The 16,376-nt window shown below is 73.1% G+C and carries 16 protein-coding genes; 8 read left to right on the plus strand and 8 right to left on the minus strand.

The annotated features are described in order from the left end of the window. Positions 1 to 74 precede the first annotated feature (74 nt). The 4 genes from groL (at position 75) to HNR25_RS14440 (ending at position 4,478) form a co-directional block, all read left to right on the plus strand. Positions 75 to 1,706, plus strand: a complete 1,632-nt coding sequence (groL, locus tag HNR25_RS14425) for a chaperonin GroEL (protein ID WP_184635895.1) — start codon at positions 75 to 77, stop codon at positions 1,704 to 1,706. 344 nt (positions 1,707 to 2,050) lie between these two features. Continuing rightward, positions 2,051 to 2,815 carry a maleylpyruvate isomerase family mycothiol-dependent enzyme gene (locus HNR25_RS14430; protein WP_184635897.1) on the plus strand — a complete coding sequence of 255 codons (765 nt, stop codon included), beginning with the start codon at positions 2,051 to 2,053 and terminating at the stop codon, positions 2,813 to 2,815. Positions 2,816 to 3,103: 288 nt separating this feature from the next. Continuing rightward, entirely contained in the window at positions 3,104 to 4,276 is a 1,173-nt protein-coding gene (locus tag HNR25_RS14435; protein WP_026129722.1) for an IS4 family transposase, read from the plus strand. Next, positions 4,257 to 4,478: a hypothetical protein gene (locus tag HNR25_RS14440; RefSeq protein WP_184635899.1), complete on the plus strand. Its 222-nt coding sequence runs from the start codon at positions 4,257 to 4,259 to the stop codon at positions 4,476 to 4,478. Before HNR25_RS14435 ends, HNR25_RS14440 begins: the two co-directional genes overlap by 20 nt. Positions 4,479 to 4,659: 181 nt before the next feature. Here the strand turns inward: HNR25_RS14440 and HNR25_RS14445 are convergent, their stop codons facing one another. After that, entirely contained in the window at positions 4,660 to 5,589 is a 930-nt protein-coding gene (locus HNR25_RS14445; RefSeq protein ID WP_184635901.1) for a LysR family transcriptional regulator, read from the minus strand. 93 nt (positions 5,590 to 5,682) lie between these two features. Between HNR25_RS14445 and HNR25_RS14450 the strand changes: the two genes are divergently transcribed. Next, entirely contained in the window at positions 5,683 to 6,198 is a 516-nt protein-coding gene (locus HNR25_RS14450; protein WP_184635903.1) for a DoxX family protein, read from the plus strand. Positions 6,199 to 6,280: 82 nt separating this feature from the next. Here the strand turns inward: HNR25_RS14450 and HNR25_RS14455 are convergent, their stop codons facing one another. Both HNR25_RS14455 and HNR25_RS14460 read right to left on the minus strand, forming a co-directional pair. After that, the gene (locus HNR25_RS14455; protein ID WP_184635905.1) at positions 6,281 to 6,709 is read right to left on the minus strand and encodes an NUDIX hydrolase; all 429 of its coding nucleotides are present in this window, start codon (positions 6,707 to 6,709) and stop codon (positions 6,281 to 6,283) included. Positions 6,710 to 6,827: 118 nt separating this feature from the next. Next, positions 6,828 to 7,817 (minus strand): R2-like ligand-binding oxidase, encoded by a 990-nt coding sequence (locus HNR25_RS14460; RefSeq protein WP_026128873.1) that lies wholly within the window; start codon positions 7,815 to 7,817, stop codon positions 6,828 to 6,830. Positions 7,818 to 8,092: 275 nt separating this feature from the next. Between HNR25_RS14460 and HNR25_RS14465 the strand changes: the two genes are divergently transcribed. Then, positions 8,093 to 8,329 (plus strand): hypothetical protein, encoded by a 237-nt coding sequence (locus HNR25_RS14465; protein ID WP_017542383.1) that lies wholly within the window; start codon positions 8,093 to 8,095, stop codon positions 8,327 to 8,329. Between the two features lie 19 nt (positions 8,330 to 8,348). On the opposite strand, the gene HNR25_RS14470 is transcribed toward HNR25_RS14465, so the two are convergent. The 5 genes from HNR25_RS14470 to HNR25_RS26535 form a co-directional block, all read right to left on the minus strand. Next, positions 8,349 to 9,995 (minus strand): DNA repair helicase XPB, encoded by a 1,647-nt coding sequence (locus HNR25_RS14470; protein ID WP_017542382.1) that lies wholly within the window; start codon positions 9,993 to 9,995, stop codon positions 8,349 to 8,351. Positions 9,996 to 10,162: 167 nt separating this feature from the next. After that, positions 10,163 to 10,651, minus strand: a complete 489-nt coding sequence (locus tag HNR25_RS14475; RefSeq protein ID WP_017542381.1) for a hypothetical protein — start codon at positions 10,649 to 10,651, stop codon at positions 10,163 to 10,165. A 192-nt stretch (positions 10,652 to 10,843) separates the two neighbouring features. After that, on the minus strand, positions 10,844 to 11,293 hold the full coding sequence (locus HNR25_RS14480; protein WP_184635906.1) for a hypothetical protein: 450 nt from the start codon (positions 11,291 to 11,293) through the stop codon (positions 10,844 to 10,846). Between the two features lie 160 nt (positions 11,294 to 11,453). Beyond that, on the minus strand, positions 11,454 to 13,916 hold the full coding sequence (locus tag HNR25_RS14485; RefSeq protein ID WP_184635908.1) for a helicase C-terminal domain-containing protein: 2,463 nt from the start codon (positions 13,914 to 13,916) through the stop codon (positions 11,454 to 11,456). 46 nt (positions 13,917 to 13,962) lie between these two features. Then, positions 13,963 to 14,313, minus strand: a complete 351-nt coding sequence (locus HNR25_RS26535) for a hypothetical protein (protein ID WP_017542377.1) — start codon at positions 14,311 to 14,313, stop codon at positions 13,963 to 13,965. Between the two features lie 271 nt (positions 14,314 to 14,584). On the opposite strand from HNR25_RS26535, the gene HNR25_RS14495 reads away from it, so the two are divergent. Continuing rightward, the gene (locus tag HNR25_RS14495; RefSeq protein ID WP_152498509.1) at positions 14,585 to 15,385 is read left to right on the plus strand and encodes a hypothetical protein; all 801 of its coding nucleotides are present in this window, start codon (positions 14,585 to 14,587) and stop codon (positions 15,383 to 15,385) included. 530 nt (positions 15,386 to 15,915) lie between these two features. Beyond that, complete coding sequence (locus tag HNR25_RS26540) at positions 15,916 to 16,299, plus strand: cold-shock protein (protein ID WP_017542375.1); 384 nt, start codon at positions 15,916 to 15,918, stop codon at positions 16,297 to 16,299. Positions 16,300 to 16,376: the final 77 nt, after the last annotated feature.

Here is a 16,376-nt window from a genome sequence, read left to right on the forward strand (position 1 = left end):
CCCCGCGGTCGTCCGTCGCGGGCGTCGGCTCGTACCTTCGCGTATCAGCCCGGTCTCGGGAGGACAAGAAGTCTATGGCAGCCAAACTGATCGCGTTCGACGAAGAGGCCCGCCGCGGCCTTGAGCGCGGTATGAACCAGCTCGCAGACGCGGTGAAGGTGACGCTCGGCCCGAAGGGCCGCAACGTCGTTCTGGAGAAGAAGTGGGGCGCCCCCACGATCACCAACGACGGCGTCTCCATCGCAAAGGAGATCGAGCTCGAGGACAGCTGGGAGAAGATCGGCGCCGAGCTCGTCAAGGAGGTCGCCAAGAAGACCGACGACGTCGCCGGTGACGGCACCACCACCGCCACCGTGCTCGCGCAGGCCATGGTGCGCGAGGGCCTGCGCAACGTCGCGGCCGGCGCCAACCCGGTCGGCCTCAAGCGCGGCATCGACAGCGCCGTCACCCGGCTGAGCGAGGAACTGGCCAACCTGTCCAAGGAGGTCGAGACCAAGGAGCAGATCGGCTCCACCGCCTCGATCTCCGCCGGCGACGCCCAGATCGGCGACACCATCGCCGAGGCCATGGACAAGGTCGGCAAGGAAGGCGTCATCACCGTCGAGGAGGGGCAGACCTTCGGGCTGGAGCTGGAGCTCGCCGAGGGCATGCGCTTCGACAAGGGCTACGTCTCCCCCTACTTCGCTACCGACATGGAGCGGATGGAGACGGAGCTCGAGGACCCCTACATCCTCATCGCCAACCAGAAGATCTCGAACAACAACGAGTTCCTTCCGGTCGTCGAGAAGGTCCTGCAGGCCGGCCGTCCGCTGATGGTCATCGCGGAGGACCTCGAGGGCGGCGCGCTGCAGACCCTCGTCGTCAACAAGATCCGCGGCAACTTCAAGTCCGTCGCCGTCAAGGCCCCGGGCTTCGGCGACCGCCGCAAGGCCCAGCTCGAGGACATCGCCGTGCTGACCGGCGGCCAGGTCATCACCGAAGAGGTCGGCCTGAAGCTGGAGAACACCGAGCTGGACATGCTCGGCCGCGCCCGCAAGGTGGTCGTCACCAAGGACGAGACCACCATCGTGGACGGCTCCGGCGACGCCACCTCCATCTCCGGCCGGGTCAGCGAGATCCGCAACGAGATGGAGCGCAGCGACTCCGACTACGACCGCGAGAAGCTGCAGGAGCGCCTGGCGCGCCTGGCCGGCGGTGTCGCGGTCATCAAGGCCGGTGCCGCCACCGAGGTGGAGCTCAAGGAGCGCAAGCACCGCATCGAGGACGCGGTGCGCAACGCCAAGGCCGCCGTCGAAGAGGGCATCCTGCCCGGCGGCGGTGTGGCTCTGCTGCAGGCCGGGGTCCCGGTCTTCGAGAAGCTGGACCTGCAGGGCGACGAGGCCATCGGCGCCGACATCGTCCGCCGCGCCATCGGCGAGCCGCTGAAGCAGATCGCGGTCAACTCCGGTCTCGAAGGCGGGGTCGTCGCGGAGAAGGTGCGCAACCTGGAGCCGGGCGTCGGCCTGAACGCCGCCACGGGCGAGTACACCGACCTGTTCACGGACGGCGTCATCGACCCGACCAAGGTGACGCGCTCGGCGCTGCAGAACGCGGGCTCCATCGCCGGCCTCTTCCTGACCACCGAGGCGGTCATCGCGGAGAAGCCGGAGAAGCAGGCCCAGGGCGGCGGCGCAGACGCCGGCGGCATGGGCGGCATGGACTTCTAAGACCTCTCTTAGAGGTCGGCGAGTCGGGTACGCGAACTCGGCCCACCTGCGACGATCGGGCGGTCCCCACTGCGGGGGCCGCCCGATTCGCGTATGCGGGAGGGCGCGCCTCCCGGGCGCGGAGTGCGTCCGCGCGCGCCCGCGCCTGCCCGTGTCTGCCGTGTCTGCCCCAGGAGGCCTCGCGGGCCGTTCGGGTCGCGCACCGCCCCTCCTGCGCGGCTCCCCTCGGAGGCGGCGGTGGTAGCGTCGCTTGCGCCTCCGCGGTGCGCTGACGCGGTCCCCCGGTGCGGCCGGGCGCGGGCCGAACCGCGGAGACGGCGCGCAGACCAGTCCAGGAGGCCACGATGACCGTTCCCCGTATCCGGACCGACGATCACTCGGTGGTGTCCGGCGCAGCCGACGACGCCACGGACCGTCTGCTGCGGACCGCCTCGGGCGTGCGTCCCGACCAGATCGGTGGGCCTTCGCTGCTGCCGGGATGGACGCGCGGCCACGTGCTGGCCCACGTCGCCCGCAACGCCGACGCGCTCGTGCGGTTGCTGGAGGGCGCCCGGGAAGGGCGTCAGGCCGACCTGTATCCCAGCCGCGACGACCGTGACCGCGAGATCGAGGAGGGGGCCGATCGGGGCCCCGAGGAGCAGGCGGCCGACCTGGAGGACAGCGCCGAGCGGCTGGCCGAGGCCGTGCGCTCCATGCCCAAGAAGGCGTGGAAGTTCGAGATCCGGCTTCCCGACGGCCGCGTGTTCCCGGCCGCGCGGATCCCGTGGATGCGGTTGTCGGAGGTGGAGTACCACCACGTCGACCTGGGCCTGGACTACGCGCCGGGCGCGTGGCCCCAGCCCTTCGTCGCAGAAGAGGTGGAGAGCCTGGTGGCGCGCTTCGCCGCCGAGGAGGAGCTGCCGCCCGTGCTGCTGCGCGATTCCGGGTCCGGCGAGGAGTTCCGCATCGGCGCCGCCGCCGGCCCGGCGGTGACCGCCCAGGGCCCGGCGAGCGCGCTGCTGGCCTGGCTCTCCGGCCGCGCCGACGGTTCCCGCCTCACGGTCCACCGCGACGGTACGCCCGTCGCGGAACCCGCCGCCGTCCTGCCCGAGCTTCCGCCCATGCGGTGACGCCGCGCGGAGCCGGTCGGCGGCCGGTGCCCACCCCGGTGGAGGCGTCGCCGCACACCTGGGAGCTCGCCTCGGACCGCTCGATGATGTCGGTGGGATAGCGCGGTGCGGGGCTCGCGGCCCGGATGCGGTACACCCGCCGGTGAATTCCCGGATACCGGCGGGCCGGTGCGGGATCCGACCCCAACACCGTTGTTTTAGGGCATCTTCGCTGGTAAGGGCCTCGGGGTGGTGCGAGCCTGGCACCGAGGGTTCGCGGCCGCCTCTACCCGCGGGATACTCGATGGCGTGACGAACGCGGCTGACCGCGCCTCTTTCGGGGTGCTGACCCAGACCTTCGACCCGCACCTGGTCGAGGAGGTGGCCACCCGGGGCGGCGCCCTCCAGCAACGGCGGCGCGAGCTGCCCGCACGGCTGACCCTGTACTTGGTCCTGGCGCTGTGGCTGTGGCGCAACCTCTCCTACAAAGAGGTCTGGCGCAGGCTGGCTGACGGCTGCGCGTTCAGCGGCGGGGCCCGGGAGTTGGCCGTGCCGGCCTCGGGCGCGCCCGAGGCCTCCAGCGTGAGCCGGGCCCGGCAGCGGCTGGGCACCGAACCCCTCACGCTGCTCTTCGCCCGCACCGCCGGGCCCCTGGCCGAGAGCGACACCCCGGGAGCATGGTGGCGCGGCTACCGCCTGACTGCGGTGGACGGCACCTGCCTGGACACCCCCGACACCACCGCGAACCGGGCCGCGTTCGGCGGCCCCTCTGAGGGGGCCTTCCCTCAACTGCGTCTGGTCGCCCACTGCGAGATCGGCACCCGCTGCCTCATCGACGCGTCCTTCGACGCCTACACCACCAGCGAGAAAGCCCTGTGCGAGCGCATGGCGGCCTCGTTCGCGCCCGACATGCTCACGGTCTTCGACTCGGGGTTTTGCGGCAGCGACCTGTACTGCACGATCACCGCCACCGGCGCCCAGGTCATCATGCGCGCCGGCGCCCAGTTCGCCCTGGCCCCCGTCGAGGTCCTGGCCGACGGCTCCTACACCGCGCACCTGTCCAAGGGCGGTCCGCTGGTGCGTGTGGTCGAGTACACCGTCTACACCGACACCGTCACCGCACACGGCGGCCACACCACGGCCGGGGAGACGATCACCCTGGTCACCAGCCTGATCGACCCGGTGCTCCACCCCATCGCCGACTTCCCGGGGCTGTACGCGGCCCGCTGGGAATCGGAGATCCTCTACGACGCGGTCAAGACCGAACTGCGCGGCGGAACGACGGTGCGGTTCCGCTCCCAGAGTCCCGACCTCATCCGTCAGGAGGCCTGGGCGCTGCTGCTGGTCTATCAGGCGGTCTCGGACCTGATCACCCGCGCCGCCGGGTACGCACAGCTCGATCCCGACCGCATCAGCTTCACCACCGCGCTCAACACCGCCCGCCGCTCGGTCAACCGGACCGGTGGGCGTTTTTCCCCCTGAGGACCTGGCCGTACTGGACGTGTGGGCCTTCGACGAGCTCTGGGACGACCTGCTGCCCCGGCGGCGCCGGCGGTCCGCACCCCGTGAGGTCACCCGGCGCTCCTTCCGGTTCCCCACCCGCAAGCGCGCCACACCCGCCTCGGGTAGAACCCGACATCGCGTCCACATCTGGCGCCTCACCCCACCAGCGAAAACACCCTAAAACAACGGTGTTGGGATCCGACCCGCGGGGCCGTGCAATACCGGGTCCGGTCGTGAACCGGTTCAGTGCGCAGTGCAGAATGCGGCTCGGTTCGGGCTCGCCCTAACGACTCACGGTTTCCGCAACTTTCGGGCGGATGGTCCGTCATTCGACGTTACGCAGGAAGAATGCGGGGCCGGTACTAGGCGGGTTCCGCCACGGCGCCGGGCGGCGGATCGGCGGAGAAGAGGTCCGCCGCCGTGCGCACGAACAGGTCGACGGCCGGTTCGGCCGGGCCCTGCGGCCAAGCGAGGACCGTCCGGTACGGGCTGGCGTCGGCCACCGGAAGGTACACGACGTCGGGGCGGGCGTTGGCCGCGGCGACGTGGCGCGGCACCAGGGCGAGGGCCTGCCCCAGGCCGACCACCTCGATGAGCTGGGAGACGTCGTGGACGAGCGGACCCTGGGCCGCCGGTGCGCTGTCGGCGGGCTCCGAGCCGTCCTGGCCCGACCAGTACCGCCGGCTCGCCTCGGTATCGCCGGGCCACGAGGGGAAGGGCTCGCCGACGAGGTCGCTGCAGCGCAGTCCGCTGCAGCCGGCCAGCCGGTGGTCGGCGGGCACCGCGGCCACCCGCTCCTCCGCGCACAGCGGCTGAACACACAGGCCCTCCGCGTCGAAAGGCGTACTGAGCAGAGCCAGGTCGGCTTCGCCGCTGCGCAGGGCCGCAGCCTGGGTGCGGTAGCCGGTGACGGCGATGTCGGTGCGGGCCGCGCCCGGCCGGGCGGAATACGCCCCGGCGATGTGCCGCAGCAGCTCCGTGCTGCGGCCCGGCGCGGCGGTGACGGTGAGCGCCCGGGCCTGTGTGCCCGCCCGACGGGTGCGCCGCGAGGCCGCCGCGGCGGCCTCCAGCACCTTCTGCGCCTCGCTGCGCAGCGTGTCGCCCGCGGGCGTCAGTCGGATGGTGTTGTGCCTGCGGTGGAACAGCGGCGCACCCAGGCGCCGCTCCATCCTGCGGATGGCCCGCGAAAGGGGCGGCTGGGAGATCCCCAGCCGCTCGGCGGCACGCGAGAGATTCAGCTCCTCGGCGGCCGCCAGGAAGTACCGCAATTCCCGTAAGTCGAACTCCTGCATACCTTTAGGGTAGCCGGGGCATCGCAATCGGTATTTCCCGCGGGCCGAGGGACCCTGTTCGAATGGACGGTACCCCCCAACAAAGGAGAACCGATGAAATACCTGGTCCGCTCGGACGCCGTGCTGACCGACGCCGCGGTCCTGCTGGTTCGGCTGTGCGTCGGCGCCGTGTTCATCGCCCACGGCTGGGACAAGGTCACCGGTGAGGGCGGCGTGGCCGCCATCGTGGCGAGCAACCGCGAGCTGGGTATTCCGCTGCCGGAACTGAGCGGACCCTTCCTGGCCTACGGCGAGCTCGTCGGCGGTGCGCTGCTGGTCCTGGGCGCCGCCGCCCGGGTGGGCGCCGCGGTGCTGACCGCGATCATGATCGGCGCCTGGGTGTTCGTGCACACCGGAAGCGGGCTCATGCAGCAGAACGGCGGCTTCGAGTACGTGATGGTCCTGGCCGCCGTCAGCCTGCTGATCCTGGCGCACGGGCCGGGGCGGTTCAGCCTCGACGCCGTGCTGTTCGGCGGCTTCGACACCAGGCGCGGGGAGCGCGGGGAGCGCGGGGAGCGCGAGGAGCGCACGGCCCGCGGCGGCGGCCACCACGCCGGCGCCGACCGGTAGCCGCGCAGCGCACCGCGGCCCGGGCCCGGCGGCGTCCCCACCGGCGCGGACGCCGCCGTCCGGCGCTCGGTCGGGGCAGCGCTCAGTCGATCGCGCCGCGCCGGCGGAGCTCCTCGGCGACGCGGCGTACAGCGGGCGCGCACACGTCCCGGTCGGCGCCGGTGAGCCAGGCCAGATCGGCGATCTCCGCCGCCGCGGCGGGGGTCCCGGTGTGCTCGGCGGTGTAGCAGGCCAACCGCACCCGTGTGCCTTCCCGGTAGCCGTCGGCGGCCTCGTCCACCACCGCGAACGGCGCGAACGTGCCCGGCCGCAGAATCACCCCCACCTCCTCGCGCGCCTCCCGCGCCACCGCGGCCTCGTCGCTCTCCCCGGGCTCGCGCTTGCCGCCCGGCAGGTAGTAGAGGCTGCGGCCGCGCGTGCGCACGCACAGCAGCCGGCGGCCGCTGACGTGCACCCAGGCGAGCGCGTCGACGGCCGGTTCGCCGGCGGAGCGGGTCTGCGGTGAAGCCATGCCGTCGACTCTAGGGCAGCCGCGCGGCGTCGCGGTGATCGGCCGCCGACAGCCGCCCCGGCCCCCGCAGCCGGCTCGCGGCCGGGGCGGTCGTGTCCCCGGCGGCGCGGGCGACGCGTCAGCCGAGTCGGTCCATGTGGGCGCGGTCCTCGGCGCCGAAGCGCTCTTCGAGTTCCTCGGGGGAGGCGTCGACGTCGATGCGTTCCACGGGCATGCCGCGGGCGGTCTCGATGGCGCCGAGGCGGCGTATGGCGCGGTCGGTCGCGTACTCGGTGAGCTCCTGCCGGGACAGCGCGTACCGCTGCTCGTCCTCGCCGGGATCGGGTTCGTCGCCGCTCTGGACGATCGAGGCCACGTGGGGGAGGAGTTCGTCGAGCCGTTCGGTGACCACGTCCCAGTTCCGGGCGTCGGCGGCCACGTGGCGCCGGCAGGTGAAGGTGCCCCAGGCCATGTGCCGGCGCTCGTCGTCGCCGATGCGTTTGATGATCTCCCGCATGCCGGGGAATATCCCGCGTGCGGTGCAGAGGTGGTTCCAGGAGTGGTATCCGGTCAGGGCCAGGGAGCCTTCGACGATGTGGTTGTAGGTGACCGAGGCGCGGACCTGGTTGCCGGGGCCGGGATCGTCGGCGAGGGCGTTCAGGGCGGCGGGCAGCTCGGAGTAGAACAGCGCACGGTAACCGGGGTTGTTCTCGACATAGGAGTGCAGGTCGTCGGTGATGCCGACCGCGTCCAGCCACATCCGGAACACCTGGACGTGTTTGGCCTCCTCGAACGCGAACTGCGTCAGGTACATCTCGTCGCCCAGCCGGCCTTCGGCGGCCATGGCCCGGATGAACGGCTGGATGTCCTCGGTGACCGCTTCCTCGCCGGCGACGAACAGTGCGCACAGCCGTTTGACGCGGGCCTTGGCGTCGTCCGGCAGACCCGCCCAGTCCTCGGCGTCACGGGTCATGTCGATGTCGGCCGGGTTCCAGAATCTGGCGTTGCCCTTGGCGAACAGCCGCAGTGGGAAGGAGTCCCAGTTGAGTCCGCGGGTGCTCAGCGAATGGAAGCCGTCGCGCTGCTCGGGGGAAGAGGCGGGCGCGCCGGAGTCCGCGAGATCGGTCATGGGGGGCACCTCCGAGTCGTGTCGCCCCATCATTGGACGCCGAATCCGTCCGTGTAAAGAAGACGGTGTGTTCCGGTGCGGCTGTGCACGCCGCGAACGGCCGCGAACGGCCGCGATCGCGGTCCGCGGCCGCCGCGGACCGCGAACGCGATACGGTCGTACGGTGCGCCCGGCGGCAGCGCCTCGTTCGCCCGCAGCGGCGGCGGGGACCGGCTTCCGGGGGCGCGGCGGGTGCTCCGCAAGTTCGATCGTGCAGCTTCGTACCGGGAGACAACGTGTTCTGCGGCGAACCGGGCAGTGCCGGCTATGCGTCCTGCGCCGACCAGGAAGGCCTCTTCGCGCTCGCGTCGCTGCTTCCGGCCATGCTCGCCCTGGTGCTGATGATCGCCGCCTTCGCGACGCCCGCGATGCGCCGGAACCCGTCGCTGCGCACCCAGACCCTCGGTTATTCCCTGATCGCCTGGTGCCTGGCCGGGTTCACCGTCGTCCTCGGCGCCCTGCCGCCGCTGTAGCGCCGCCCCGGCCGCCCGCTCAGAGCTCGTCACCCGCCAGCACGTCACTGGCGTCGGCGATGCGGTAGGCGTAGCCCTGCTCGGCGAGGAAGCGCTGCCGGTGGGCGGCGAAGTCCTGGTCGACGGTGTCGCGCGCGGTCACCGCGTAGAACCGGGCGCTGCGGGAGTCGGACTTGGGGCGCAGCAGCCGGCCGAGCCGCTGGGCCTCCTCCTGGCGGGAGCCGAACGACCCCGAGACCTGGATGGCCACCCCCGCCTCGGGCAGGTCGATGGAGAAGTTGGCGACCTTGGAGACCACGAGTGTGTCCACCCCGCCCGAGCGGAACTCCTCGAACAGCCGCTCGCGCTCCTTGACCCGGGTGTCGCCCTTGATCACCGGCGCCCCCAGCGACGCGCCCAACTCGTCGAGCTGGTCGATGTAGGTGCCGATGATCAGCGTCTGCTCACCCTCGTGGCGGCGCACCAGCTCGCGCACCACCTCGGTCTTGGAGGCCGCGGAGGCGCAGAAGCGGTAGCGGTCCTCGGATTCGGCGGTGGCGTAGGCCAACCGCTCGGAGTCGGTGAGGTCGACCCGCACCTCCACGCAGTCGGCCGGGGCGATCCAGCCCTGGTTCTCCATCTGCTTCCACGGCGCGTCGTAGCGTTTGGGGCCGATCAGGGAGAACACGTCGCCCTCGCGGCCGTCCTCGCGCACCAGCGTGGCCGTCAGCCCCAATCGGCGCCGCGCCTGCAGGTCGGCGGTCATGCGGAAGATCGGCGCCGGCAGCAGGTGCACCTCGTCGTAGATGATCAGTCCCCAGTCGCGGGCTTCGAACAGCTCCAGGTGGCTGTGCACGCCCTTCTTGCGAGCGGCCATGACCTGGTAAGTGGCGATGGTGACGGGGCGGATGTCCTTGCGGGTGCCCGAGTACTCGCCGATCTCGTCCTCGGTGAGGCTGGTGCGCAGCAGGAGCTCCGTGCGCCACTGGTGCACCGCGACCGTGTTGGTGACCAGGATCAGTGTGGTCGACCGGGTCATCGACATCGCCGCCGCGCCGACGATGGTCTTGCCCGCGCCGCAGGGCAGCACCACCACGCCCGAGCCGCCGGAGTAGAAGTTCTCGGCCGCCTCGCGCTGGTAACCGCGCAATTCCCAGCCCTCTTCGGCCAGATCGACGGCGTGCGCCTCACCGTCGACGTAGCCGGCGTGGTCCTCGGCCGGCCACCCCAGTTTCAGCAGCGCCTGCTTGAGGTTGCCGCGCTCGCTGGGGTGGACGGCGACGGTCTCCGCGTCGATCCGCTCGCCCAGCAGGCCTTTGATCTTCTTGGCGCGGACCACCTCCTCCAGCACGGCCGTGTCCAGCGCATGCAGCACCAGGCCGTGGGTGGGGTCGGAGTGCAGGCGCAGCCGACCGTAGCGGTCCATCGTCTCGGCGATGTCGACCAGCAGCGAGTGCGGCACGGGGAACCGCGAGTAGGTGATGAACGCGTCGACGACCTGCTCGGCGTCGTGGCCGGCGGCGCGCGCGTTCCACAGCGCCAGGGGCGTGATGCGGTAGGTGTGCACGTGCTCGGGCGCACGCTCCAGCTCGGCGAACGGGGCGATGGCGCGGCGGCACTCGTCGGCCAGCTCATGGTCGACTTCGAGCAGCAGGGTCTTGTCGGACTGGACGATCAGGCAGGACACACGCACCTCGCAGCAGGGGTCTGGGCGACGGTCGCCCCGGGCGCACCACGGCGTGCAACGCCGCAACGGTCGGCGATATGCCCGCAGGCGCCACCGGCCAACACTACGTGCAGCGCACAAGGCCGGTCCGGGCCTTCGCCGGCGGCCGCGACAGGAGGTCCGAACGCCTAGGCGAACGACAGGACGACCATGATCGCCGCCGCCAGGATCACCGCCATCAGCGCCAGGTAGACGAGGATGCACGCCCACGTGTAGCGGATGCAGCGCTCGACCTCCATGGGGTCGTGCAGGCGGGTGAGCCCGACGATGCCGAACACGATGGCGGGCACGTCGATGAGCAGGCTCAGCATCGGAAAGCCCAGCAGTACGAACACCAGCGGGCACAGCAGCGTCAGCAGCGCGCACAGCAGGGCGGCGACGGCGCTGCCGACCCGGGCGGGCGGTTCCGAAGGCGGAGGGGCCGGCGCTCCGTCGGCGCCGCTCGCCCCCGCGGATCCGGGCGCCGCCGGCGCGGGCGCGCCGTGCCGCTGCACGGGGGGCGGCGGAGCGGGTGCGAACGGATCCCGGCCGCGGTGGTGCGCCGCGGGCTGCGGGCCGAGGGAGGCCGGTTCGGCGTCCCAGAAGGAGTCCCGCCGTCCGCCCCGGAGTTCGCTCATCGGATTGCGCCTTTCGTGCTCGCTCCGGCGGCGGCGTCCCCTCCCGCCGGACGGCCGGGTCGTCGCAGCGCGGCCGGGGCCGGATCCGTCCTGATCATCAGCCTAATGCGCGGGGCCGGGCCCGCGCCAAGAGCGGCCGTCCGCGGTGGGCGGCCGCGGACCGGACGTGTCGCCGTGCGGCGCGGCGCCCGGTCAGTACTGGGGCACCACGCCTTCGACGAGCGATCCCGCCTGCGTGAACAGCCACAGGGTCAGCACCAGCATGACGGCGAACATCACCGCGGCCGCGCCCAGGCAGTACCACGAGTACCGGGTCAGCGTCTCGCATTCGAGGTACCTGCCCTGGTCGCGCTTGTGCCCGGCGCGGACGGCGAAGACGATGCCGAGCACCCCGAAGATCCAGTTGAAGCAGCACACGAACGTCATGGCGTGCAGGATCAGCGCCATCGTGGGGCTGCTGGCGCCGGGGGCGGGCGGGGCCGCTCCGTCGCGCCCGGGACCGGCGGCCCGGTCCCCGTCGCGCTCGGGTTCCGGTTCCCGTGCGGCCTCCTCCCGGACGCGCTCGCGCGGGCGGCCTTCGCGGTTCCGGGGCGGCTCGTCGCCCGGCGACGACGCTCCGGGCGGCAGCGACTGGTTGCTCATAGGGGGTAGCCATCCTCCTCTGGCCGACGCCGGCCGGGTTCGCGAGCCGGCAGCATGTCGGGGCCGCCGCCGGTCCGCTCCCGACCGTGCGCCCGCCCCGGGAGAACGATAGTGCGGCGAGCGGGTCCGTCGACCGGCCCGGCGGGCACCGCGATCCCGATCAGGACGCGTCCAGATCCGCTACACCGGTGATGCGGTGCACGGCGAAGCGGTGGACGGCGGCGCGCGTGGCGTCGTAGGCGGTCATGTAGCCGCCCTCCACCCGGGCGGGTTCGACGATGCGGCTGCTGGCGCGGCCGTCGGCGTCGAGGTAGCCGATCCATACGCGCCGTCCCTGGGTGGCGGCCTCCGACAGTGCGGTGAGCGTCGTGGTGGTGGGTGAGCGCGGCGGCGCTCCGTCGGGCGCCTCGACGGGGCGCCGGGCGGTGGTGGCGGCCTCGTCGCCCGCACGTACCGCCCGCACCGCGGCCAGGCGCAGCTGTGCGTTCGGCGCCGCCGGCTCCTCCAGGCCGCGGCTCGCCGATGCGGCGGAGGCCGGTGCCGCGCGCCGCGCCGCGGAGCCGGTCAGCTGCACCGTGCCGTCGGCGGACTCGGCCACCGGGTGGTAGCCCAGCTCCTCCAGGCGGCCCATGAGCACCGGCCGCGTAGCGCGGCTGGCGATCACCGTCGGCGCCAGCCGGAACAGCTGCAGGTCGGTTGCGCGCCGGTCGCCGGACAACTCGTCCAGCACGGTCGGTTCGTCGCAGCGCAGGTAGCAGGAGGCGGTGCCGATACGCAGCCGCCCGTGCCGGCGCGCGACGTCGTCGACGAGGTAGCGCAGCGGTTGGGGCAGCCCGGTCGAGGAGTGCCGTTCGAGGAGCGCGATCAGGTCGTCGGCCCCGCGCCCGGCGTCCAGGGCCCGCCGGACGGAGGACTCGGTGAAGCGGTAGACGGTCGCGCCTCCGGTCGACTCCACGTCGGCGGCCAGCGCCAGTTCGCGGGCCAGCTGCGGAACCAGCGGTCCGGGCGCCACGGCCGTGAGGTCGCCCTGCACGAGGATCCTCTCCACCGGTTCGGGCATCTCGGCGGCCAGTTGCTGCGCGGTGGCGGTCGCGTCGCGCTCGGCCAGCGGGGTGTCCTCGCTGTCCAGCTCCGCCACCAGGCTCCGCGTGTATCCGGCCGCCGCCCCGCGCCCGGTCACGCCCAGCAGTGCCGCCTCGTGCAGTGCGGAGGAGACCAGCTCGGTATAGGCCGGGCCCTGGCGGCGGGGGCGCAGCCACGCGAGCCGGGCCGCTACGGACTCCCGGTCGGGCGCGAGGCCTTCGGGCGCGGCCGCCAGCACCCCCAGCACGTCCAGCCGCACGTCCGGGGCCGAGCGCCGGTCGAGACCCTCGCCGAGTACGGGGCGGGAGCGGCCGCGGGAGTCCTTGGTGCCGCCGAGGGAGGCCACGCGGGGCGAGCGCAGCCACGCCTCGGCCAGCCGCAGCCACCGGTACTCGGCCGGGGCCTGGCGCCACACGTCGAATTCGGGCGTGGGCAGCCACTCGCCGTCCACCTCGCCGTCGGCGGCCAGCAGGCCGGCGGCGCGCGCCGTTTCGGCGAACAGCGCCGCGGTCGTCTCGTCGGTGTCGGAGTCCCGGGCCGCGCGGCGCAGGTCGCGTGCGCCGAGGCCGCCGCTGCGCAGCACACCGGGCGGATCCTCGGCCCAGCGCTCCAGCAGTTCGCCGACCGAGCGGACGGCGGTGAAGGCCTGCCCGGCGGCCGTGCGGACCACGGTCGCGGCGTCGGTCCGGGACCCGGTGAGCTGCGGCGGATCGGCTTCCACTTCCTGGAACAGCGCCCCGCCGCGCAGGTGCAGCGCGACCTCGCGCGGCAGTACGACGGTGTCCGCGGCGGTGGGGACGAGCAGGCCCAGCGCCAGCAGCCGGTCGATGGGCGAGGCGGCCGTGTCCAGGCCGCCGCCGCGGTCGGCCGCGCCCGAGACCGTGCCGTGCGGCGGACCCCACATGAGCCGGTCGAGTACGGGACGCGCTTCGGCGCCCGCCAGGCGCAGCGCCCGGTCCGCCCCTGCGGCGTCGCCCAGCGCGGCGGCGACGGATTCGACCGGTCCGGGGCCGGCGGCGTCCGCGGCGTCCAGCCCGAGCGCCGCGGCGACGCGGTCGAGCCCATCGGTCGGGCGGTCGGCCAGCAGGGCCCGCAGAGGCGGCCCCAGCCCGGCCGGAGCGCCCAGGACGTCGCCGAGCACGCTCACCGGCCGCAGCCGGGGGCCGTCCTCCCACACCAGTGCGCCGGCCAGCAGATCCGAGACCGCGTCGTCGAGCCGATCGGTCCCGGCCCCCAGCGCCGCGGCGAGCCGGTCGCGCTCGATCCCGGCCGCGCCGCCGAGGCGCCCGTCGCCCAACGCGACCAGGCCCTCCACGACCTGCAGCTCGAACCGGTCCAGCCGGTCCAGCACCCGCAGAACCGCCGGGCGCGCCGTGGCGCGCGCGGCCAGGGCTCCGATGTCGGCGGGTACGGGGGTGACCAGGTCGGGGCGCAGCGCGAAGAGTGCGGCCAGCTGTGCGTCGGTCCGATGCCGCAGCCATGCGGTGAAAGTGGGACGACGCCCGTCCGTGCCGCGTTCCGCGTCCGCCTCGTCGATCATCGGTTCCAACGCTATGCGACGGCGGCCCCCGGACCCGGGCGCAGGGCTATTCGAAGTCGATGCGCACGGACTCGACGCCGTCGAGCGCGGGCATCCACTGCGTGTCGTCGCGCCCGGCGCCGACGACGTTTCCGGTGCAGTCGGGGCCGGAGTAGAAGTAGTAGGTGGCGATCGGTTCGGCGTCGGCGAAGGTGATCGTGCGGCTGCGCTCGTAGGTGTGGCAGCCGTCGGGCACGTGCATCTCGTGGTAGCCGACGCCGGGGGCGGCGTAGATCTCCAGCGAACCGGCGTCGGCCTCGGCCGGCGCGGTGGCGGGCTGCGCGGAGGCGGGTGCGGGTGAAGCGAGGGCGGCCGCGGCCAGGGCGGCGCCGACCAGGGCGAGGGCGCGGGCGGGCATGCTGCCTCCTGTGGTTCGGGATGTCGGGTGTCGGGTGTGTCGGAACGCCGGGCCGTCGGGCAGTCCGATTACCGGTCGCGTCCCGGTACGGGTATCGGTCGTGCGCGCTGAGACCGGTGGGGTGTCCCCATTCATACATGTCACAGCGTGTTCGTGTGAGGACTTTCGGTAGTGGTTTTCGGGTTCTCCGTCGGTCCGCGATTCAGCACGCCGAGCCGGTGACGGCCGAAACACCATGGGGCGGCCGGTGATCGTGCGGCAGTATGGGGCCATGACCGAGCAGGCCGCACAGCTGGTGCTGCACTACGTGTCGCGGGTCGCCGACGCCGCGTACGGGGCCGTGCCCGCCCGGCGCCGCGCCGCCTACCTCGCCGACCTGCGCGCGCGGATCGAGCGCGCCTGCGCCACGGTCGGGGCGGAGAGCCCCGACGACGTCCGCCGGGTTCTGCGCGGTTTCGGGCGTCCGGCCGAGGTGGTCACGCGTGAGCTCGCCGCCGAAATCGGCGACAGGCCCGACCCGGGCGCCCCCGGAGTCACCCCCGTAGCGGCGGACGGCGCCGACGACGGGGCCGGGCCGGCTGATGCAGAGGCGCGTGCGGGAGCCGCCCCGGCGCCGGCGGACAATCGCCCGGTGCGCGCGCCTCCGCCGTGGCGCTCCGGTACCGGCGGCGGCGTCCGTGCGCGCAGCCGTGCGGCCGCCGGGGCGGCGCAAGCGCGGCGCGGGGACGCCCTGGCCGCGCTCCCGGCGGCGCTGCGGCGCCATCCCGGTGAGGCGCTGGGCGTCGGGCTCTATCTGGCCGCGGCGGCGGCCGGCGTCCTGGCCGGGGGATGGCTGATCGGCGCGGCGGTCGTCGCGCTGAGCCGGGTATGGACGGGACTGGACAAGGCGGTCGGCGTGGGCGTGCCCGTCCTGGCCACACTGGTGGGCATGGCGGTGTGGGAGAGCGGCGTCGAGCACATCTACGTGGACCAGGTCATCTGGGAGTCGCTGACGGAGACCGGGGTCGTCGGCCTGCGCCTGGCGGCCCTGGCCGCCGGGCTCTACCTCGTACTGCGGTTGACCCGGCTGTGAGCGGTGCGGGGCGCGCGGGCCAAGTTCCGGCAAGCTGCCGCCGCGTGGGGTCAGGTGCACCCCAAGTCTGTCCAATATCCGGGTTGACCTGCGTTTTTCTGTGCATTGCGCGCTGTGCGGCGGGTAATCATACGGCTACGTCCGGATTCGGCCGCAGCGGCCGAGGGGCGCAGAGCGGCATAGCGCCGTCAGAGGTCGGTGGTGTATCCGATGGCGCCGGGTCCCGTCCCGCAACTCCGCATCCAGCGGCATCGGCCAGCGCTTCCGACAGAGGGGCCCGGAGAGCCGCATCCGGGCCCCTTTCCCGTCGGGGCGGGAGGGTGCGGTCTGCGGAGGGCCGAAGGCGGGGCCGGTTGCGGTCGGCCGCCCGGACGTGAAAGGGGCGTTGCAGTCGTTGCCGGGCTAATCCACTCGCCTGCCGGCAGTGCGGAGCACTAGCCTGAAAGGGCCCCGGGGAAGGAGGGGGAGGCGCCGTGCGGCGGCCGCCCGCTCCTTCGACGAACTTCGACGGCGAGAGCGTGAGGTCACCCGTGCCCACCGGCAAGGTCAAGTGGTACGACAGCGAAAAGGGATTCGGCTTTCTCACCCGCGACGACGGCGGTGAGGTCTTCGTGCATTCCTCGGCGCTGCCCGGCGGAACCGAGTCGCTGCGTTCGGGGCAGCGCGTGGAGTTCGGCGTCGTCGAGGGACGCAAGGGCGCCCAGGCGCTCCAGGTCGAACTGCTGGATACGCCCCCGTCGGTGGGGAAGGTCCAGCGCAAGCGGCCCGACGAGATGGTGGACCTAGTAGAGGACCTGATTAAACTCCTCGACGGCGTGTCCGGAACCTACCGTCGAGGCAAGCATCCCGACCGCCGCGAGGCCGCCAAGATCGCCCAGGTGCTGCGCAGAGTCGCCGACGACCTGGAGGCCTGAACAGCCGACCGCCGCGGCCCGCCGCCCGGTCCGCCCGGTCCGGTCCGTGCGGGCCCGCCCGGTCGGCGCGGCGCGGA

The organism is Streptomonospora salina, from assembly GCF_014204715.1.
Taxonomy (GTDB): domain Bacteria; phylum Actinomycetota; class Actinomycetes; order Streptosporangiales; family Streptosporangiaceae; genus Streptomonospora; species Streptomonospora salina.